This is a genomic window from Haloleucobacter ellipsoideus (assembly GCF_052491725.1).
This window is the reverse complement of record NZ_JBQWAR010000019.1, coordinates 261,797-281,009: the sequence shown is the minus strand read 5'-3', so window position 1 is coordinate 281,009 and position 19,213 is coordinate 261,797. Positions and strand designations below refer to the sequence as shown.

Sequence of the window (19,213 nt, the reverse complement as noted above, 5' to 3'; positions counted from 1 at the left end):
CATCATGGCGGCACATGATTCATCTGGTCTTTTATCTGCGATCCGGCAGGCGGTCATCCTGCGCGAGATTCGAGAAGCGGGTGAATTGCGGCTCGAAATGTACCTTCACCGTACCCGTCGGGCCGTGGCGCTGCTTGCCAATGATGATTTCCGCCGTGTTTTCGGCTGCCTTCATCTCGGTTTCCCACTGGAACCACTCCTCGGTGCCGGGCTTCGGCTCGCGGCTCTTGAGGTAATATTCCTCTCGATACACGAACATGACCACGTCCGCGTCCTGCTCGATAGAGCCGGATTCACGCAAATCAGAGAGTTGTGGGCGCTTGTCATCGCGCGATTCCACCTGACGCGAGAGCTGGGACAGCGCCATGATGGGCACCTGCAGCTCTTTCGCCAGCGCCTTGAGGCCGGTGGTGATCTCGGTGATTTCCTGCACGCGGTTCTGGGAAGAGCTCTTGGAGGAGCCGGACAGGAGCTGGAGATAGTCCACCACCATGAAATCCAGCCCGCGCTGGCGCTTCAGACGCCGCGCGCGCGCCACGAGCTGGGCGATGGAGATGCCGCCCGTGTCATCAATATAGAGCGGGATGACAGACATGGTCTGCGCCGCCGCCGCAAGCTTCGAGAATTCCGCTTCGGAAATGTCGCCGCGCCGGATCTTGTAGGAGGCGATTTCCGCCTGCTCGGCCAGAATACGGGTGGCGAGCTGCTCCGCGCTCATTTCCAGCGAGAAGAAGCCGACAATGCCGCCGGAAACCGTTTCCATTCCGCCATCCGGCCGCACTTCCCCGCGATAGGCCGCGGCGATATTGAAGGCGATATTGGTGGCCAGAGAGGTTTTGCCCATGGCGGGACGGCCGGCAAGGATGATCAGGTCGGACGGCTGGAGGCCGCCCATCTGCTGGTCCAGATCATCGAGCGCCGTGGCGATGCCGGAGAGGTGGCCATCGCGCTGGAAGGCCTTCGAGGCCATGTCGACAGACTGGTTCAGCGCCTCGGCAAAGCGCTGGAAGCCGCCATCATAGCGCCCGGTCTCGGCAATCTCGTACAGGCGCTTTTCGGCCTGCTCGATCTGCTGGTTGGGCGAGACCTCGACATTCGCGTCATAGGCTTCATTCACGATCTCCTCGCCGATCGCGATCAGGTCGCGCCGCACCGAGAGGTCGTAGATGATGCGCCCGTAATCCTGCGCATTGATGATGGTGGTGGCTTCGGCGGCAAGGCGGGCGAGATATTGCGGGCCGGTGAGGCCGGCCACGTCCAGATCCGCCGGCAGGAAGGTTTTGAGGGTCACCGGTGTGGCCAGCTTGCCGGCGCGCACCAGTGCGCCGATCAGCTCGAACAGGCGGGCATGCAGCGGCTCATGAAAATGGCGCGGTTCCAGAAAGTCCGAGACCCGGTAAAAAGCTTCATTGTTCACCAGAATGGCGCCGAGCAGGGCCTGCTCCGCCTCCATATTATGGGGGGCCTGGCGAAACTGGGGGTCAATTCCCCCCTTGTCGGGAATATCGAGCATGGTGCCGTGGGTCCATTGCCTTGAGGGGCTCCTCTAGCAGACAGAACCTTAATGACCTCCTCACGCTGCCGCCCCTGATTCCAGAAGCACAAGAGCGCTGAAAATATCCCCGTGGATGAATTGTGGGGATAGCGGCGATAACCGGGCCCTGACCGGCCGGTTATCGCCCCCATTGCCGCTCTCAGGCCAGTGCTTCGAGAATCCGCACCCAGCTGCGGGTGCCCTTGTGGAAGCTGCTGAGCTCATATTTCTCATTGGGTGAATGCACGCGGTCATCATCCAGCCCGAAGCCGATCAGCAGCGTATCCACGCCGAGCAGCGCCCGGAACTGCCCCACCACGGGAATGGAGCCGCCGGACCCCACCTTCACCGGTGCCACCCCCCATTCCTGCTCCAGCGCCGTGGCGGCGCGGGTGAGATCGGCGCTGTCCGGGGCAACCATGAAGGCGCGCGCACCATCGCCCTGCGAAAGGGTGAAGCTGCAATCTGCCGGAACACGGGCCTTCACAAAGGATTCGAAACCGGCGCGAATCTTCGCCGGGTCCTGATCCGCCACCAGACGGAAGGAGATCTTGGCCGTGGCCGTGGCGGGAATGACGGTCTTGGTGCCCTGGCCGATATAGCCGCCAAACATGCCGTTCACCTCGAAGGTGGGGCGGGACTGGACCTGCTCGATCAGCAGCCGGTCCTTTTCCCCCGAGGGTATGGACAGGCCAACGGGGCCCAGAAACGTCTCTGCGCTCAGCCCCAGCGCCGCCCATTGGGCATGCTGTTCGGCTGTTGGCTCCACCACATCGTCATAGATGCCGGGAATGGTGATGCGGCCGTTTTCATCATGCGCATCGGCAATGATCCTGGCGAGCACATGCAGCGGGTTCCGTGCGGCCCCGCCAAACAGGCCGGAGTGCAAATCCCGGTCGGCCGCCGTGATGGTCAGCTCGGTATGCAGGATACCGCGCAGGGAGGTGGTGATGGCCGGGGTATCCGCATTCCACATGCCGGTATCGCAGACCAGCGCGACATCCGCCTTCAGCTCATCGGCATGGGCGGCAAGGAAGGCCGGCAGGCTGGGGGAGCCGCACTCCTCCTCCCCCTCCAGCAGAACGGTGACATCCACGGGCAGGCGGCCGCTGGTGGTTTTCAGCGCGCGCAGGGCCTCGATGAAGGTCATCACCTGCCCCTTGTCATCGGCCGCCCCGCGCCCGACGATGATGCGCCGCCCCTGTGCGCTTTCTGCAAGACGCGGCTCGAAGGGGGGAGACTGCCACAGTTCAAGCGGGTCCACGGGCTGCACATCATAATGGCCGTAGAAGAGGACGCGCCGCGCTGCGTCCGTATCCGTGCGCCCCACCACCACGGGATGCCCGGGGGTGGCGTGTACGGTTGCCGTAAAGCCCAGCTCCACCAGCGCATGGGCAGCCCAGGCCGCGGCATTCTGGCAGGGCTGCGCATAGTCCGGGTCCGTGGAAATGGAGGGGATGCGCAGAAAATCGAACAGCCGCTCCAGCGCGGCATCCAGCCCTTCATCCACGGCCTGCAATGCGTTTTCGATCACAGGCGTGGTGGCGGCAGTGCGCGCGGTCATGGGGCTTATCTCCGGTCAGGCGGCGCACAGATGCGCCGATTCACCCGCATGGTCGCGCCCCGCCTCTCCTCTTTCAAGAGGGGAAGCGGAAGAGGAGCCCTGCATGCGCCGGTGCTCCGGGCGGTTCAGAGTCCGATCCGGTCTGCGGGGCCGGGAGCGGGCAGGGGCGTGGTGGCCCGCCGGGCCCGTCTGACGAGCTGGAGCACCGATCCGATCCGGCGATAGAGCATACGTGGCACCAGCGGCATGCCGAGGGCTGCATCATAGCCTGCCTGTGCACAGGCGCGCTCAAGGGCATGGGAGGGCAGATCGGCCACCAGAATGGCAGGCAGCCCGGCGCCATCACGACCGGGATTTTCAGGAATACGGTCCGCATCCTCTGCCTGCACGACGATCAGGTCCGCATTGTCGTACAGGTCCGGGGCCAGGGCGTCCTCAAGCGTATCCGCTTCCAGAAGAACACCGACACCAAACTGGCTGAGAGCCTTGCGCAAGTCTGCGCGCCGCTCCTGCTGGCCATCAACAAGAAGAATGCGGGAAACCGGCAACACCTTCATGAGGCGCTCCATCAAACGTGCATGTTGCGGTGCGTCGACAACATGACAGTTCAGGATCGACCGGCAGAACCCCGCATTTCCACCGGAACATGCGCAAATAATACGCATTCCGAAGATGGGAGGCAACAGAACCAAGGTTGAATATGTTGCAGGTGCGAAATACCTGCCGGATGGCGGGCAAAGGCCCGTCACCCGGGGGTGATGACATGGCTTCCGGCAGGATGCGCCAGCCCTGTCCGCTATTTGCGCATCGTGCCGAAAATGCCGCGCACGATCGCCTGGCTGATCTGCCGGCCGACCTGTGAGGCCACGGAGCGGGCCACCTGACGGACCATCACCTCCGTCGTCGTCATCCGCGTGGAGGTGCGCCCCTTTGTGGCTGTGCCGCTGCTGCCGGTGCCGAGAACCGAACCGAGAACGGAATCCAGAAAACCGCCACCGCCTTCCTGCTGCGGGGTCTGTTCGGCCACGGTCTTGCTCTCGGCCCGCGCCTGGAGGATCTCGAAAGCGGATTCACGGTCTACCGCCGTATCATAGCTGTGCCCCACCGGGCTTGTGGCCATGACAGCCGCACGCTCCTGCTCCGTCACCGGGCCGACCCGCGCCGCCGGCGGGCGCACCAGCGTGCGCTGCACGATGGAGGGCACGCCATTGCCTTCCAGCGTGGAGACCAGCGCCTCGCCCTTGCCAAGTTCGGTAATGACCTGGGCGGTGTTCAGTTCCGGGTTGGGGCGGAAGGTTTCGGCCGCCGCGCGCACGGCCTTCTGGTCCCGCGGGGTGAAGGCGCGCAGCGCATGCTGCACGCGATTGCCGAGCTGGGCCAGAACGGTATCGGGAACATCCAGCGGGTTCTGGGTCACGAAATAGACGCCCACACCCTTGGAGCGGATGAGACGCACCACCTGTTCCACCTTTTCCAGAAGCACCTTGGGGGCGGAATCAAACAGCAGGTGCGCTTCATCGAAGAAGAACACGATCTTCGGCTTTTCCGGGTCGCCCACTTCCGGCAGATGCTCGAACAGTTGGGAGAGCATCCACAGCAGCACGCAGGAATACAGCTTCGGGGAGGCGATCAGCTTGTCAGCGCTGAGGATGGAGATGACGCCATAGCCGGAGCGGTCAATGCGCATCAGGTCCTGAATGTTCAGGGCCGGTTCACCGAAGAACTTTTCGCCCCCCTGGTTTTCGAGAACCAGCAGGCGGCGCTGGATGGCCCCGACGCTCTGTGCGGCCACATTGCCATATTGCGTGCCGATGGCAGCTGCATTCTCCGCCACATAGCCGAGCATGGCGCGCAGGTCCTTCATGTCCAGCAGCAGCAGGCCCTGTTCATCCGCCACGCGGAAGACGATGTTCAGCACGCCTTCCTGGGTCTCGTTCAGGTCCAGCAGCCGGGAGATGAGCAGCGGCCCCATTTCCGAAATGGTGGTGCGGATGGGGTGCCCCTGCTCGCCGAACACATCCCAGAAAATGACCGGGAAACTGTCCGGCTGATAGGTGATGCCGACCTCTTCCGCACGCTTCACCAGAAAGTCTTTCGGCTCACCCTGCACCGCGATGCCGGAGAGGTCACCCTTGATATCGGCGGCAAAGACGGGAACGCCGGCGCGCGAAAAACCTTCCGCCAGCACCTGAAGCGTCACCGTCTTGCCGGTGCCGGTTGCCCCGGTCACCAGCCCGTGACGGTTGGACAGGCGCAGGGCCAGATATTCTCCGGCCTCGATCGCCTGCGCTTGCGCACCTTCCGCTGCCTGGGCCGCATCGGTACGCCGGCCGATGAAGATCCGACCATCGGTATCAGGATCGACGAGTGTGGCGGGCATGGACATTACGGACTCCTCGAAGCGGCGCGGCATGCGGCGAATCTGCTTTGTCTTTTGTCGCCCGCTCCCCCCTTGCGGGCAAGAGGGCTGAAGTCTTTTGAGAGGGCTTTCCGGCGGGGCGCGACATTGCCGGGGCTTGCGCTCGTGCCGCAGCGGCGGCAAGCTGTCAGTGCCTGCTCAATGAGATGCGGTGCGTGGAGGCCCCATGGATGACCTGATCGCCCGTCTTGTGGCGCGACACAAGGTGAATGAAGAAACAGCCCGCGCTCTGGTGTTGATTGTATTGCAATACCTTGTGCGTGAGGCGCCCGAAGACAAGCTCGCCCCCATCATTGCCGCCCACCCCTGGATTCCGGAAGTTCTGGCCGGTGCCGGGCCCGAGCAGGAGGCAACACCCGCCAGCCACCATTTCGGCGGCATGGCGCGCCTGATGGAAGTGGCGGACCGGATGATGACGCATGGCCTGACCATGTCTGAAGTGCAGTCCACCGTGCGCGATACGGTTGATTATGCCCGCGAGAATGCGGGTGATGAGGCGGTGGATGCGCTGGTGCGCGCCATTCCGGGTTTGAGGCAGGTGGTCTGAAGCTATTCTTATGTTGTCGCATGAAGACCTCAGGCCAACTGGTGTCTTCATCTCCTGTTCAAGGTTCATGCCGCTGGCATCGAGGGAGAAGCACATGTCTTATCCGATCATCAATATTGAAGGTATCGGTGCCATCTTCGCGGAAAAGCTGAAGGCGGTGGGCATACAGACAACGGCAGCATTGCTGGATGAGGCAAAGACCCCGAAAGGGCGGCGTGAGCTGGCCGAGAAAACCGGCATAGCGGAGCACAGCATCCTCAAATGGGCCAATATGGCCGATCTGATGCGCATCAAGGGGGTGGGCGAGGAATATTCCGAGCTGCTTGAGGCGGCCGGTGTGGATACGGTGAAAGAGCTGAAAATGCGCAATGCCGCCAATCTCACCAAGGCGATGGCGGAGGTGAACGCCACCCGCAAGCTGGTGCGTGCCTTGCCGGCGGAAACCGTTGTGGCGCGCTGGATCGAGGAGGCCAAGACCCTTCCGCCCATGCTGACCTACTGACGCATGCCTGCCGTGTGCGCGGCCGGCCTGTTGTGATCTGGCCGAATTTTCGCCTGTGAAGGCGTCAAAAGGGGCGGCTGCCATTCTTTCGCGGGGAAAAGAGCGCTCTCTTTGCGGGAGCGCTTGAAAATCTGCGCCACTGCCCTTAATAGAAGCCGCGTGCCGCGGTAGCTCAGCTGGTAGAGCAACGCATTCGTAATGCGTGGGTCGGGGGTTCGAATCCCTTCCGCGGCACCATTGCCTGATTCATTCGCCCACATTTCAAATGAACCGTGCTGCTGAGCGCTCTTCGTGTTTGTCAGCGCTGCTTGGCGACTGTAGCGCGCAAAATCGAATGTCAGTTAGCGCGTGCCGCTTTGAAATGTCATTCCAAGACGTTTAAATGGTTTGGGATGTACTCCATCGTCCTGCCTTATTCAGACGCTCCTGCGGGCGCAGATATAGCGTGCGAAGAGCCTGGCTTCGCCGGTTGATAGCTCTTTTCCCTCAAGGCACTGCCCAGCACCCTGCTGTCCGCGCTTCAGGGCTCAGCACGGAAGTGTTGGCTACGTAAAAATCAGGCCACTTCACCGGTAACCCAGTCGCGTCTCGCGCCCAATTGGCCAGTTGAGGCAGAATTCTTCCATGGAGTGAATCTGCAGGCCACCACTGGCCAGCCAGATGGCTGGAGCGAGCGTCATCTCATTTTCCCGGAAGTGCCGGTTGCCCAAGCGGTTCATGGTTTCATGAAACCGGATGGGCTCTCCTTCCGGTGAGCGCGCGATATTCAGGCCGATGAAGGCAGGCTGGAGATGCATTTGCCCTGTCCGGGGCCTTCCCTCGTCATGAGAAGGGTCCAGTCTGGAATCATCGCAGCAATTTATTGCGCGAGTTGCCTTCGGCCTTCTGCAATCATGAAGGCATGACACCACTGGAACTCAAACTGGCCGATGCCCGCCGCCTTCTCATCATCACATGGGATGATGGCGTGGTATCCCGCCTTTCCGCCCCGCAACTGCGCCGCCACAGCCGTTCCGCCACCGCAATCCGCGCGCGGCTGGATCATCCGGATGCGCCCGGGCATGGCGGGCTGGACGGGCTGAGCGTGACCGGCATCGAGCCCATTGGCGGCTATGCGGTGCGTCTGCATTTTTCTGATGGACATGACCGGGGCATCTACCCGTGGGCACATTTGCGCGCCATCGCGGACGGCCGCGCCGAAACGGCAGCGTGAGGATATGAGGATGGATGAAATCCGTGATGGCGTCTCGCAGGTGGAATGCGATGTGCTGGTGATTGGCGGCGGCACGGCCGGCCCCATGGCGGCGCTGAAAGTGCGCCAGAACAACCCGCAGGCCCGTGTCATTCTGCTGGAAAAGGCGAATGTGAAGCGCTCGGGCGCGATTTCCATGGGCATGGACGGGCTGAACAATGCCGTCATCCCCGGCTATGCGACGCCGGAGCAGTACACCAAGGAAATCACCATCGCCAATGACGGGATTGTCGATCAGGCCCCCGTCTTCAAATATGCTCAGCGCTGCTATGACATCATCCAGGAGCTGGACAGTTTCGGCATCCGTTTCCAGAGAAATGGCAATGGCGATTATGATGTGAAGAAGGTGCACCATATGGGCACCTATGTGCTGCCCATGCCCAATGGCGAGACGGTGAAAAAGGCGCTCTACCGCCAGCTTCGCCGCCAGCAGGTGCTGATTTCCAACCGCTATATGGCCACCCGCATTCTCAAGGGGCGCGATGGACAGGCGGCGGGCGCGATTGCGGTGAACACACGCAGCGCCGAGCTTCTGGTCATCCGCGCCAGGGCGGTGATCTTGTGCCTGGGGGCCGCCGGGCGGCTGGGCCTGCCCCATTCCGGCTATTTGTGGGGCACCTATGAAAACGCCGCCAATTCCGGTGATGGCTATGCGCTGGCCTATCATGCAGGGGCGGCGCTCGCGAACCTGGAGTGCTACCAGATCAACCCGCTCATCAAGGATTATAACGGCCCGGCCTGCGCCTATGTTGCAGGGCCATTTGGCGCATACACCGCCAATTCGGAAGGCAACCGCTTTATCGAGAGCGATTACTGGTCTGGCCAGATGATGCAGGAGTTCTACAACGAACTGCAATCCGGGAAGGGGCCGGTTTTCCTCAAGCTCAGCCATCTTCATCCGGATACGGTGGGCGAGATCGAGGAGATCCTGCACAAGGTGGAGCGGCCCACGCGCGGGCGTTTCCATGAAACGCGCGGCACCAATTACCGCACCAGGATGATCGAGATGCACATCTCGGAAATCGGCTTCTGCTCCGGCCACAGTGCTTCCGGCGTGTTTGTGGATGCCGATGCCCGCACCACGGTGGATGGCCTTTATGCCGCCGGAGACATGGCGAGCGTGCCGCACAATTACATGCTGGGCGCTTTCACCAATGGCGCGGTGGCGGGCGAACATGCGGCCGGCTATGTCGCCGAGACGGAGCTGGCGGAATTCGAGGCCGGGCAGGTGGAGGAGGAGCGCGAACGCGTGCTGGCCCCCACCCGGCGCGAGGATGGCATTCCCCCCAACCAGATCGAGTACAAGACCCGCCGTTTCGTGAATGACTATCTCCAGCCGCCCAAGGTCTCGGCGCGCATGAAGATCGGGCAGGAGCGCTTCGCCGAAATCCGCGAGGACATGACCTCCGCCATGGTGGCACGCGATGCCCATGAGCTGATGCGGGCGCTGGAGACAGCTTCCATTCTCGATTGCGCGGATATGGCGGCCCATGCCTCGCTGTTCCGCACCGAGAGCCGCTGGGGGCTGTATCACAACCGTGTCGAATATCCTGAAAAGGATGATGAAAACTGGTTCTGCCACACGCTTCTTTCCAAGCGTGACGGGCGGATGGTGTCGGAGAAGCGCGCCATCGAGCCCTATATCGTGCCTGTCGAGGATGACGAGCGCGGTGCTTATGACCAGTTGCGCGTGCGCAAGCAGGCCTGAGGATTTCACCATGCCCCTCGCATCAAACCCTTCCACCGTGCCTGTCGTGATTGATGAGGCCAAATGCATTGCAGACAAGGGCTGCACCGTGTGTGTCGAGGTGTGCCCGCTGGATGTGCTGCGCATCAGCGATCTCACCGGCAAGGCCTTCATGAAATATGACGAGTGCTGGTACTGCATGCCTTGCGAGACCGATTGCCCCACAGGCGCGGTCACCGTCAACATTCCCTATCTCTTGCGCTGAGGCTGGCTGTGCTGTTCGAGCCTTTCGAGGAATTTGGCGATGTGGACACCATCGCCGCCCGCCTGAATGATGCAGACGCGGCCGTGCGTCGCCTTGCCGTGCTGGAGCTGGCCGAGACGGCCAATGCCGATGCGGTGGCCCCGGTGCTGTCTGTGGTGGATGATCCCGATGCCGGTGTGCGCCTTCAGGTGGCGCAGGCGCTGGGCGAGTTTGTGGAAGAGGCGCAGGCGGGTGCGGTGACGCGCGCGCTGGTGCATCTGGTGCAGGATGAGGCCAGCGAGGTGGCGCAGGCTGCCGCCGCCAGCCTTGCCGAGCAGAAAGCCCCCACCGCCGGCCCGCCTTTGCTGGCTCTGGCCGATGACAAGCGCCCGTTTGTGCGCGCTGCCATTCTGCATGGCCTGCGCGGCCTGCGTTTGCCCGAGGCGCTTGGCCCCGCCTTGCTCGCCTTGCAGGACCAGAACGCCTCTGTGCGGGTGGAGGCCATTGGCGTGATTGCCTATCTCAAGCGGGAGGACGCCTTGCCCTCGCTCATTTCCGCGTCGCGGGATGAGGATGTGCAGGTGCGCGCGGCAGCCATTCAGGCTCTCGCCTTCACAAGGCAGGATGGCGCGGCGCTGGCCATTGGTGAAGCCTTGCAGGATGCCGACTGGCAGGTGCGGGCGACGGCTGCTGAAACGCTCGGGCGCATCGGGCTGGCCTCGGCCATTCCGGCGCTCACTGCCGCGCTGGCAGATCCGTTCTGGCAGGTGCGGCAGAAGGCGCTGCGCAGCCTTGGCGTGCTGCGGGCAAAGGGGGCGGTGGCCACCATCATTCCGCTGCTGGGGCATGATGTGGCGCTGGTGCGCAAGGAGGCTGCCGCGGCACTGGGCGAGATTGCCGAGCCGGTGGCGCAGGATGCACTGGCCGCATGCAGCGCCGATGTAGACCCGGAAGTGCGGAAAACCGTGCGCTGGGCGCTGGGCCGTATCGCGGCCTGAGGGGGTTAAACCAGAACAGCCGGCCTCCCGGGGCCGGCCGTTTGCATTTGCGTGGCTCAGATTTCCTTCGACACGAGATCCAGCAGCAGGTCCGGCCGGTCTATCCGCACGTAACGCGGGGTGACAGAGAGCACGCCATCCTTGTGAAAGCGTTTCAGCATCATGGTCACCCACTGGCGGGTGGAGCCGACCATGGCGGCGATCTGGTCATGGGTGATGCGCCGGTGGATGACAATGGCCCGCCCTTCCGCCTCGCCATACAGCTCGCCCAGATTCACCAGAAGCTGCGCCAGCCGCTCGATGACGGAGCGCGTGCCCAGCATCTGCGCCATGGCTGAATAGCTCTTGCCCTTGGCCACCAGCCCCTCGATCAGGCAGAGCGCAAAATTGGGTACCTGCGTGATCAGCGTGTGCAGGGCCGCGCTGGGAATGAGGGTCATCTTGCAGGAATCCAGCGCCTCGCCAGACCAGATATGCGTGCCGCGACCGGTGATTTCCGGCCCGCCGCAAAAGTGCCCGGGCGTCCAGTAGGCCAGGGTGATCTGGCGGCCGGAAGGTGCGGTATAGAACACCCGCACCCGGCCTTCCTCGATGATGAAAATGCCAGAGTGCGCCTCACCCTGCGTGAAGATGGCATCACCCGCCTGAAGCTCGATCTGCCGCCCCAGCTGGCGGATGCGGGCGCGCTCCTCTGCGGTGAGGCGGTGCAGGAAATGGGCGCCCTCATTGAGCCCATCCACGCCCTCGCTGAGAAACAGGGCATGTTCGCCCGGCAGGATGGCGGCGGGCATCGGCGGCTCACTCTCCACCCGGCGGGTACGGCGGGGAGATGCGCCGCTGTTCTTGATATCATGTCCCAGCAGCATCAACGCCTCCTGAAACCGGCGCGGAACAGGCCGGCGCCGGCAGGGTCCTGCCCGTGCCCTGTGGCGGGCCGGGCGCGCTTTTCAGCGCGGTTTATAAAACAAAGTTATTTTATTGATTTAATAAGAACAAGTTATTTTTGAGGCGTTCGCAACTGGCCTCAAGCTGTGATGCAAAGCGGCAACATGCTGCACACGCTGCAATTTATTGCTTCATCCCGCTGGCTGCACATGTAACCACATTGAACAAGCGGGGATGTTAATATTCACATGTGAAATGCGGATATGCCGGATGCCCGCCTGCATCACAAAAGCCATGAGGGATGACATGCGCATTCGCACAACGCTTGCTGCCGCGCTTCTGGCGGCCACCAGCCTGATCTCCGCCGCCCATGCCGAAACCATCCGCGTGGCCATTGGCACGCAGGACCCCACCATCAATACCGCCACCGGCGGCCTGCTGGTGCGTGAGCTCGGGTTGCTGGAAAAGTATCTGCCCAAGGATGGCAAGTACAAGGACGCAACCTATGAGGTGGTGTGGAAGAACTTCACCACCGGTGCACCCATCACCAATGAACAGGTGGCGGGAAAGCTTGATTTCGGCATCATGGCGGACTTTCCCGGCGCGCTGAACCGGGTGGCGCACCAGAAGGCCGGCAAGCAGAGCCAGTTCATCGCCGTGCTGGCCGGCAATGTGAACGGCTCCGGCAATGGCATTGTGGTGCCCGCTGTCTCGCAGGTGCAGTCTCTGGACGAGCTGAAGGGCAAGACCATCTCGGTACCCTTCGCCTCCACCGCCCATGGCCTGCTGCTGCGCGCCGTGGCCGCACAGGGCTGGGACCCGGAAAAGGATGTGCGCATCATCACCCAGGCCCCGGAAGTGGCCGGCTCTGCGCTGCGCTCCAACCAGATTGACGCGCACGCCGATTTCGTGCCCTTCGCCGAACTCTTCCCCTGGCGCGGTTTCGCCCGCAAGATTTATGACGGTTCACAGGCCAGGGGCGCGACCTTCCATGGTGTGCTGGCCGATGGTGAGTATGCGGAAAAATATCCGGAAGTTGTCGCCGCCTATATTCAGGCCGTGAATGAGGCTGACCGGCTGGTGAGCGCGGAGCCGGAAAAATATTCCGAGCTGATCGCCAAGCATTCCGGTGTGGAGCCGGAAGTGGTGTACCTGTTCCATGGCCCGCTGGGTCTGCAAACCCGCGGCACGGACTGGAAGCCGGAATACAAACAGGCGGTTGCCACCTCGCTGGAGACGCTGAAGCTGCTCAAGCGTGCCGATCAGGATGTCGATCTCGACAGTTTCGTGGTGGATACATACGCCCGCGCCGCTGCCAGCCAAGGCGGACAGGATTATGAGGCCGCTCTCAAAAACTATGCGCAAAGCCCGCTCAACGCCAAGGATGCCCTGACCGGAGAGGACATTACCGACCCGAAGCGCGTGGCGCAGATCTGGGTGCAGGGTGAGCCGAAGGTGCGCCATTACGCATCCGCCGAAAATGCCTTCAAGGCCCTGAAGGCGCTGGAAGGCGAGGAGAAGTCCGCCCGTGCCGTCTATGCGCAGGATCGTGAAAGCGGCATCAAGCTGCTGGCTCCGCAGGCGTGGTTTGTGGTGGCCGATAATGGCGAGGTCAGCGCCTTCCTGCTCCGGCAGAATGCCGAGAGCTGGGCGAAGGACAAGGGCGGCAAGGTGCTGGACTTCTCAGGCGTGAAGTCTGTCCAGCTCGCCAGCAAGTGATGGCGGCCGCGCGCATGGCTCATCTTTCCTCCGCCACCCCTTCACAGCCCATTCCCGCCCGGCAGGCGGGTGCGGGGCGCAGTTTCCGCACCCGTGGAAGCTGGCTGCTGCGCGCGGCATCTCTCGTCCTGTGCATCCTTCTGTGGCAGCTCTTCTCATGGCTGCCGCTGGATCTGGGCTTCATCACCTTCCGCAATGTGCCGCCACCGACAGAGGTGGCGGATGCGGCCCTGCATCTGTTCAGCTCCCCCAAGCTGTTCAACCATGTCTCCAGCAGCCTGTGGCGCGTGCTGTGCGGCTATGGGCTGGCGGCGGTGGCGGGCATTGCGCTGGGCCTTCTGGTGGGGCGCTCGCGCCTTGCCGGCCAGGTGCTGATGCCGCCGCTGGAACTGCTGCGGCCCATCCCCGCCGTGGCGTGGATTCCGCTGGCGATCCTGATGTTTGCCTCATCTGAACTGTCGATGATCTTCATCACCTTCACCGGCGCGCTGTTCCCCATTCTGCTCGGCACCATTCACGGGGTGGAGAGCGTGGACCCGCGCCTTGTGGCCTCTGCCCGCAGCCTTGGGGCCGGCCCGCGCGCCATATTGCTGGAGGTGGTGCTGCCCGCCGCCGCGCCCGGTATCGTGACCGGACTTGCCATTGGCATGGGCACATCATGGTTCTGCCTTGTGACGGCGGAGATGATCTCCGGTCAGTATGGCATCGGCTATTACACCTGGGAGTCCTACACGCTTCAGAACTACCCGGACATTGTGGTGGGCATGATCCTGATCGGCCTGCTGGGCATGGGCAGCAGCGCCCTGCTGCGCCTTGCCGGGGCGCGACTGATGCCATGGCATAAAAGCGGGGAGGCCCGTCGATGACCGCCCCCCTCCAGACCCCATCTGCCGCATCTGCCGCCGCACCCGGGCGCATTGATGCCTCCCACCTGTTCATCCGCCTTGGCGAAGGGCCTCAGGCCTTTGAAGCGGTGCGTGATGTGAGCTTCACCGTGCCGGGTGGGCAACTGGTGTGCATTCTCGGCCCCTCCGGTTGCGGAAAATCCACCCTGCTGGGGGCGCTGGCCGGCCATATTCCGGTGTCCGAGGGCGCGCTGCTGGTGGATGGCGCCCCCATCTGCGGCCCCCATCCCGAGCGGGGGATCGTCTTCCAGCATCACACGCTGTTTCCGTGGAAGAGCGTGCTGGAAAATGTCGCCTTCGGTCCGAAAATGCGTGGGGTGCCCAAAGAGACGCGCAGAAAACAGGCGCAGGATATTCTGCATTCCGTGGGGCTGGCCGATTTTGCCGGGCTTTATCCGCGCCAGCTTTCCGGCGGCATGCAGCAGCGGGTGGAGATTGCCCGCGTGCTGGTGAACAATCCCCGCCTGCTGTTGATGGATGAACCTTTCGGGGCGCTGGACGCCCTGACCCGCATGATGATGCAGGAGCTGCTTCTGGAGATCTGGAGCCGGGTGCGCACCACCATCATTTTCGTGACGCACGATATTGATGAGGCGCTGTTTTTGGCAGACCGCGTGCTGGTGATGAGCCCGCGACCGGGACAGATCATCGAGGACATCACCGTGCCATTCCCCCGCCCGCGCCAGAGCGAGATCGTCTCGGAGCCGGAGTTTGGTCGCCTCAAGCGCCATTGCCTGGAGCTGTTGCGCCCCAGTGTGCCGCGTGAGCCGCTGCCCCGCCTCAGCCCTATCGGCAATGGGCTTTCGGCTTGATGTGATGAGCGCCTAGTGGCCGTGGTCCTTGCCATAAACCGCTTTGGGGTCGAAGCGCGGCGTATCGCCCGTGAAGCCGAGGCGGGTTTCGGCGCTGGCCGCGGCCCCGAGCGGCACGGTGCGATAGAAGCAGGAGCGCCGGCCGGTGTGGCAGGCGGCGCCCGTGCCGCCCATCTCCACCTTGATCACCACCGCATCCTGATCGCAATCAATCAGGATTTCCCGAACCTTCTGGGTGTGGCCGGAGGATTCGCCCTTCTTCCAGAGCTTGCCGCGGGAACGGCTGAAATAGTGCGCCTCGCCCGTTTCCATGGTGAGGGAGAGGGCCTGCGCATTCATGTGCGCCAGCATCAGCACTTCACCACTGGCGGCATCCACCGCCACACAGGTGATGAGCCCGGCGGCATCAAAGCGCGGGCTGAGAAGGGTGCCTTCCTCCAGCGCCTCGCCGGTCTGCGGGGCAGGGAAGGGGGAGTGGGAATCACACATGGCGCAAGCCCGGTTGGGGAGGCCCGTCTCCGGCAGGAGGGGCTTGTCTGGATGAGTGCCGCGCTCAGCCTTTCGAGCGCAGCATGGTCATGAAACGCACCTGCTCGGCAGGGTTGTCGCGGAACATGCCGGTGAACTGCGTGGTGAGGGTGGTGACACCCGCCTTGGCCACGCCGCGCATGGTCATGCACATATGCTCGGCCTCGATCAGCACCGCCACGCCGCGCGGGCGCAGGCCCTCTTCGAGCGTGCTGGTGATCTGCGAGGTGAGATGCTCCTGCGTTTGCAGGCGCCGTGCGTAAATATCGACGATCCGCGCGATCTTGGACAGGCCCACCACCCGCTCCACCGGGAAATAGGCCACATGGGCCTTGCCGAAGAAGGGCACCATGTGGTGCTCGCAATGGGAGTGGAAGGGAATGTCGCGCAGCAGAACGAAATCGTCGAAATTGCCGATTTCACCAAAGGTGCGCTCCAGCAGTTCCTCGGCATCTTCCCGATAGCCGGAGAACAGCTCATCATAGGCCTTCACCACCCGCTTGGGGGTATCCAGAAGGCCCTCTCTGGCCGGGTTCTCGCCAATATAGGCCAGAAGCGTGCGCACCGCGGCCTCTGCCGCCTCCCGCGAGGGGCGAGGGGGCGCCTTGCCGGCAACAAGGGCTGCCGCCGTGGTCTTGTCTGAGCTGTCGCTGTGTGTCTTGAGCACTCTATTCACCGCATCCATGGCGTTCGTTTCTCGCCAACCCCGTCCGACCGCCTCGTTTCCGAAGCGGGAGTGTCACCGGTCGTCGGCCACGCACGCGGGAAAATCCGGTTGCGCGCCACTGGATGTGCCAGCGGTGTGCCGTCGTCCTCATACGCCTGTCTGACCCAGGCTGAACCTTGGTATGATGGGGACGAAGCCGACCCTTCGCAAGTGCGAATGTCCATAAGGCACGGCACATGCGAACGGGCCTTCATCATGCCCATTGCTGCGCTATATAAGACGATAAATCGCGACGGCAACTGCCCGGCCATTCTGGAGGGGCAGAAAAGCGGCCTCCTGCGGCTGGAAAAGGCTGATGATCAACGACGTTTACAATGCGCGCATTCTGGCTCTCGCGGCTGAAATCCCGCGGCTGGGGCGCCTTTCCGCCCCGGATGCGAGCGCGAAGGCCCATTCCCGGCTGTGTGGCTCCACGGTCACGATCGACCTGGTGATGGACGGGGACAAGGTGGCCGATTTTGCCCATGAGGTGCGTGCCTGCGCCCTCGGGCAGGCCTCATCCTCGCTGATGGCGCGTCATATCGTGGGCATGAGCGCGGATGAGCTGCGCACATTGCGCGAGACGATGCGTCGCATGCTGAAGGAGGATGGCCCGCCACCGGAGGGGCGCTGGGCGGATTTCGCGGTGCTGGAGCCGGTGCGCGAATACAAGGCGCGCCATGCCTCGACCCTCCTGACATTCGATGCGGTGGTGGACGCGCTGGACCAGATCGCGGCCGCCCGCGCGCAGGCTGCATCCGCGCCCGGCCATATCGCGCCATGACGAGCGACGGGCCGCAGGAGAAGTCCCCGGGCCCGCTCTCCGGCCTGCCATGGAAGGCCCCTTCACCAGCTCCCCGGCAAGAGGATGGGGCAAAGCGGCTTGTGCGCTTTGTGACCCATCTTCCGCGTTATGTCCTGCGGGTGCCGATATGGATATATCGCTATAGCCTCTCCGCCTTCATGGGGCGGCAGTGCAGATATCTGCCCACCTGCTCGCAATATGCGGATGAGGCCATCGCCCGGCATGGAGCATGGCCCGGCCTGTTCATGACAACGGCGCGGATCTGCCGGTGCAACCCGTGGGGCGGGCATGGCTATGATCCTGTGCCACAATGCCTGCCGGCGCAGGCGCGCTGGTATATGCCCTGGCGTTATGGCATCTGGCGCATGCCCCGGCGGGAGCATGCCGATGAGATGACCAGGTGCGAGGGGGAGGGCGCTGATATAGCCTGCCCCCAGGACAGGACAGACGTGAGCAGGCCGGCAGGCCGGGATGGGGAGATACGCGCATGGCGCTGATTTTCAGCGGGGCGGACGCGACGGATGCGCGTGGATGGGTCTCTCGCCTGTCTGGGGCAGAGCTGTTCATTCTGGGGCCGGAAGGGGCGGGCGCACCTGTTCTGGCAACGATTCGCGTGCCGGTGGTGGAGCCGTTCCGGCCCCTTTCGAATGGAGACTATGCTCCTGCCGGTGCCTGGCTTGGCACGGTGCTGCGTCCGGGTGTCGCGGAAAGCTTCCGCCTGAAGGCGCTGGAAGGCACGCTGGTCATCACCGGCGCCATCACGGCCACAGGCGGTGGGGGCGAGCTGGAGCTGGATAGTCGCACCCTGTCATTCGGTGACCTGATCACCTTGAGTTCCGGCCATCTGGCTGTGGATGGCAGTCATTCCCCATCGCGGTTGCACCTCAAGCTTTTGGGCGCCGCATCCCCGGCCCGGCCCGATGGACAGCGCTTCAAGGTGCATTGGGACAGCTGGTACGAGAAGAAGACGGTGACCTATCCCGAGATCTTCTATCTCACCAATCTGCCCGCTTATGTCCACACGGTCACATTGTGCATCCTGCACCCGCAGTTTCGTTATACGGGGCTGGACGACAATGTGTTCGAGACCACGGGGATGCAGTTTTATGGCTCCGGCCACCAGCTGCGCAATGCGCTGGATGTGCTGCGCCTGCGCCAGCCGAAGATCCGCATCGGCATGGGAATCCAGCAGGGCGGCGCGCTGGGGTTCGAGCCTTATGACCCGAAGGGCTGGGCGGGCATGACCAGCGCCCATCTGGCCTCCATGCGCCGCTTTGCGGATGACATGGGCATTCGCGAGATCGATGTGATCTGTGAAACCATCTCCTCCGTGATGGAGGAGCAGATGCACTGCGTCACGGGGGCGGATGGGGAGGTCTCGTGCTTTACGGATGCCGAGCTGGTGGGGGTGATCCGCGCCTTCCGCGAGCGTTTTCCCCGCCCGCATTATACGCTGGCTTTCGATGGCTATAATACCGGGGCCTATTTCGGCCCCTATCGCCGCCAGCGTCCGCTGGGATGGAACCATGGCTATGTCGCGGCACTGACGCGCAACCCGGAGACGCGGGATGCGCTGGATGTCATCAACATCATGTCGTTTGACGAGCAGGCCGGTTATGATCCGGTGCGGGCGCTGGAAGCCTACAGCTACGCCTTTCCCGGGGTCGAGATCTATCTGGGCCTGCGCTCGGGGCCGCCATGGCACGGCACAAGGAGCATGAGCCTCCTCAACTGCCTTGATTATATCAATGCCACCATTGGCCTTGGCACGGCGGGAATCTGGCTTTATTCGCTGTTGTGGGATGTGGGCGAATACAAGCCGCCCTACAGTGCGACCAAGCCGGACAGCAACATGATGGCCCGTCTGGTGGCGGAGCGCTTCAACCTGCCGGAGGCGGACAAACCCCTGGTCACAGGGCTTGCGGACCAGTTGCCGCCCTTGCCATGGTGGACACCGTGAGTGGGCCGCGGCCGCGTGCGACGCGCTGACCTGAAGGCGAGGGCGTTGACGAATGGGGCCGTTCGGGCGCACATGTTGTCTGTAGGAATACTGAACAGATGCCGGCTGAAGCCGGGGGTTCAGGCAAATGAGATGAGCGACCCCGG

Annotated in this window: 19 protein-coding genes, 1 tRNA gene and 1 pseudogene; 13 read left to right on the top strand and 8 right to left on the bottom strand. The window is 63.2% G+C overall.

Going from position 1 to position 19,213, the window contains the following annotated elements; all coding sequences use genetic code 11:
- Nucleotides 1-31: 31 nt before the first annotated feature.
- The 4 genes from ACT6QG_RS11390 to ACT6QG_RS11375 all read right to left on the bottom strand — a co-directional run bounded on the left by ACT6QG_RS11390 (nucleotide 32) and on the right by ACT6QG_RS11375 (nucleotide 5,484).
- The gene (locus tag ACT6QG_RS11390) at nucleotides 32-1,513 is read right to left on the bottom strand and encodes a replicative DNA helicase (RefSeq protein ID WP_444977682.1); all 1,482 of its coding nucleotides are present in this window, start codon (nucleotides 1,511-1,513) and stop codon (nucleotides 32-34) included.
- A 181-nt stretch (nucleotides 1,514-1,694) separates the two neighbouring features.
- Nucleotides 1,695-3,098: a M20/M25/M40 family metallo-hydrolase gene (locus ACT6QG_RS11385; protein ID WP_444977681.1), complete on the bottom strand. Its 1,404-nt coding sequence runs from the start codon at nucleotides 3,096-3,098 to the stop codon at nucleotides 1,695-1,697.
- A gap of 125 nt (nucleotides 3,099-3,223) precedes the next feature.
- Nucleotides 3,224-3,655 carry an ANTAR domain-containing protein gene (locus ACT6QG_RS11380; protein ID WP_444977680.1) on the bottom strand — a complete coding sequence of 144 codons (432 nt, stop codon included), beginning with the start codon at nucleotides 3,653-3,655 and terminating at the stop codon, nucleotides 3,224-3,226.
- Between the two features lie 239 nt (nucleotides 3,656-3,894).
- Complete coding sequence (locus tag ACT6QG_RS11375; protein WP_444977679.1) at nucleotides 3,895-5,484, bottom strand: helicase HerA-like C-terminal domain-containing protein; 1,590 nt, start codon at nucleotides 5,482-5,484, stop codon at nucleotides 3,895-3,897.
- Between the two features lie 199 nt (nucleotides 5,485-5,683).
- Here ACT6QG_RS11375 and ACT6QG_RS11370 point away from each other — a divergent pair, with 199 nt between their 5' ends.
- The 3 genes from ACT6QG_RS11370 (at nucleotide 5,684) to ACT6QG_RS11360 (ending at nucleotide 6,803) form a co-directional block, all read left to right on the top strand.
- A complete protein-coding gene (locus ACT6QG_RS11370; protein WP_444977678.1) occupies nucleotides 5,684-6,064 on the top strand; it encodes a hypothetical protein in 381 nt (126 codons plus the stop codon).
- 94 nt (nucleotides 6,065-6,158) lie between these two features.
- Nucleotides 6,159-6,566: a DUF4332 domain-containing protein gene (locus tag ACT6QG_RS11365; RefSeq protein WP_444977677.1), complete on the top strand. Its 408-nt coding sequence runs from the start codon at nucleotides 6,159-6,161 to the stop codon at nucleotides 6,564-6,566.
- Nucleotides 6,567-6,727: 161 nt separating this feature from the next.
- Nucleotides 6,728-6,803 (top strand) — tRNA-Thr (locus ACT6QG_RS11360).
- Nucleotides 6,804-7,132: 329 nt separating this feature from the next.
- On the opposite strand, the gene ACT6QG_RS11355 is transcribed toward ACT6QG_RS11360, so the two are convergent.
- Nucleotides 7,133-7,363 carry a hypothetical protein gene (locus ACT6QG_RS11355; protein ID WP_444977676.1) on the bottom strand — a complete coding sequence of 77 codons (231 nt, stop codon included), beginning with the start codon at nucleotides 7,361-7,363 and terminating at the stop codon, nucleotides 7,133-7,135.
- Nucleotides 7,364-7,467: 104 nt separating this feature from the next.
- On the opposite strand from ACT6QG_RS11355, the gene ACT6QG_RS11350 reads away from it, so the two are divergent.
- The 4 genes from ACT6QG_RS11350 to ACT6QG_RS11335 are packed head-to-tail and all read left to right on the top strand — an operon-like array spanning nucleotide 7,468 to nucleotide 10,747.
- Nucleotides 7,468-7,779 carry a gamma-butyrobetaine hydroxylase-like domain-containing protein gene (locus ACT6QG_RS11350; protein ID WP_444977675.1) on the top strand — a complete coding sequence of 104 codons (312 nt, stop codon included), beginning with the start codon at nucleotides 7,468-7,470 and terminating at the stop codon, nucleotides 7,777-7,779.
- Nucleotides 7,780-7,783: 4 nt separating this feature from the next.
- Nucleotides 7,784-9,526 carry a fumarate reductase/succinate dehydrogenase flavoprotein subunit gene (locus ACT6QG_RS11345; RefSeq protein ID WP_444977674.1) on the top strand — a complete coding sequence of 581 codons (1,743 nt, stop codon included), beginning with the start codon at nucleotides 7,784-7,786 and terminating at the stop codon, nucleotides 9,524-9,526.
- 10 nt (nucleotides 9,527-9,536) lie between these two features.
- Complete coding sequence (locus ACT6QG_RS11340; RefSeq protein WP_444977673.1) at nucleotides 9,537-9,770, top strand: 4Fe-4S dicluster domain-containing protein; 234 nt, start codon at nucleotides 9,537-9,539, stop codon at nucleotides 9,768-9,770.
- 8 nt (nucleotides 9,771-9,778) lie between these two features.
- Nucleotides 9,779-10,747 (top strand): HEAT repeat domain-containing protein, encoded by a 969-nt coding sequence (locus tag ACT6QG_RS11335; protein WP_444977672.1) that lies wholly within the window; start codon nucleotides 9,779-9,781, stop codon nucleotides 10,745-10,747.
- Nucleotides 10,748-10,803: 56 nt separating this feature from the next.
- On the opposite strand, the gene ACT6QG_RS11330 is transcribed toward ACT6QG_RS11335, so the two are convergent.
- Nucleotides 10,804-11,538 carry a Crp/Fnr family transcriptional regulator gene (locus ACT6QG_RS11330; RefSeq protein WP_444977797.1) on the bottom strand — a complete coding sequence of 245 codons (735 nt, stop codon included), beginning with the start codon at nucleotides 11,536-11,538 and terminating at the stop codon, nucleotides 10,804-10,806.
- Nucleotides 11,539-11,938: 400 nt separating this feature from the next.
- Between ACT6QG_RS11330 and ACT6QG_RS11325 the strand changes: the two genes are divergently transcribed.
- The 3 genes from ACT6QG_RS11325 to ACT6QG_RS11315 are packed head-to-tail and all read left to right on the top strand — an operon-like array spanning nucleotide 11,939 to nucleotide 15,068.
- A complete protein-coding gene (locus ACT6QG_RS11325) occupies nucleotides 11,939-13,351 on the top strand; it encodes an ABC transporter substrate-binding protein (protein WP_444977671.1) in 1,413 nt (470 codons plus the stop codon).
- Nucleotides 13,352-13,365: 14 nt separating this feature from the next.
- Nucleotides 13,366-14,217, top strand: a complete 852-nt coding sequence (locus tag ACT6QG_RS11320; protein WP_444977670.1) for an ABC transporter permease — start codon at nucleotides 13,366-13,368, stop codon at nucleotides 14,215-14,217.
- Nucleotides 14,214-15,068 (top strand): ABC transporter ATP-binding protein, encoded by an 855-nt coding sequence (locus ACT6QG_RS11315; RefSeq protein WP_444977669.1) that lies wholly within the window; start codon nucleotides 14,214-14,216, stop codon nucleotides 15,066-15,068. The genes ACT6QG_RS11320 and ACT6QG_RS11315 overlap by 4 nt, the downstream gene beginning before the upstream one ends.
- Before the next feature lie 12 nt (nucleotides 15,069-15,080).
- Here the strand turns inward: ACT6QG_RS11315 and hisI are convergent, their stop codons facing one another.
- Together hisI and folE are read right to left on the bottom strand one after the other, a co-directional pair.
- Complete coding sequence (gene hisI, locus ACT6QG_RS11310) at nucleotides 15,081-15,557, bottom strand: phosphoribosyl-AMP cyclohydrolase (RefSeq protein ID WP_444977668.1); 477 nt, start codon at nucleotides 15,555-15,557, stop codon at nucleotides 15,081-15,083.
- A 64-nt stretch (nucleotides 15,558-15,621) separates the two neighbouring features.
- Nucleotides 15,622-16,194 (bottom strand): annotated as a pseudogene (gene folE / locus ACT6QG_RS11305) (GTP cyclohydrolase I FolE); the annotation flags it as partial.
- A 424-nt stretch (nucleotides 16,195-16,618) separates the two neighbouring features.
- Here folE and ACT6QG_RS11300 point away from each other — a divergent pair.
- Genes ACT6QG_RS11300 through ACT6QG_RS11290 form a run of 3 tightly spaced genes read left to right on the top strand, consistent with a single transcriptional unit; the run spans nucleotide 16,619 to nucleotide 19,067 of the window.
- On the top strand, nucleotides 16,619-17,086 hold the full coding sequence (locus tag ACT6QG_RS11300; RefSeq protein WP_444977667.1) for an iron-sulfur cluster assembly scaffold protein: 468 nt from the start codon (nucleotides 16,619-16,621) through the stop codon (nucleotides 17,084-17,086).
- A complete protein-coding gene (gene yidD, locus ACT6QG_RS11295) occupies nucleotides 17,083-17,604 on the top strand; it encodes a membrane protein insertion efficiency factor YidD (RefSeq protein ID WP_444977666.1) in 522 nt (173 codons plus the stop codon). Before ACT6QG_RS11300 ends, yidD begins: the two co-directional genes overlap by 4 nt.
- Nucleotides 17,595-19,067, top strand: coding sequence for a hypothetical protein (locus tag ACT6QG_RS11290; RefSeq protein WP_444977665.1), 1,473 nt, complete (start codon nucleotides 17,595-17,597; stop codon nucleotides 19,065-19,067). Before yidD ends, ACT6QG_RS11290 begins: the two co-directional genes overlap by 10 nt.
- Nucleotides 19,068-19,213: the final 146 nt, after the last annotated feature.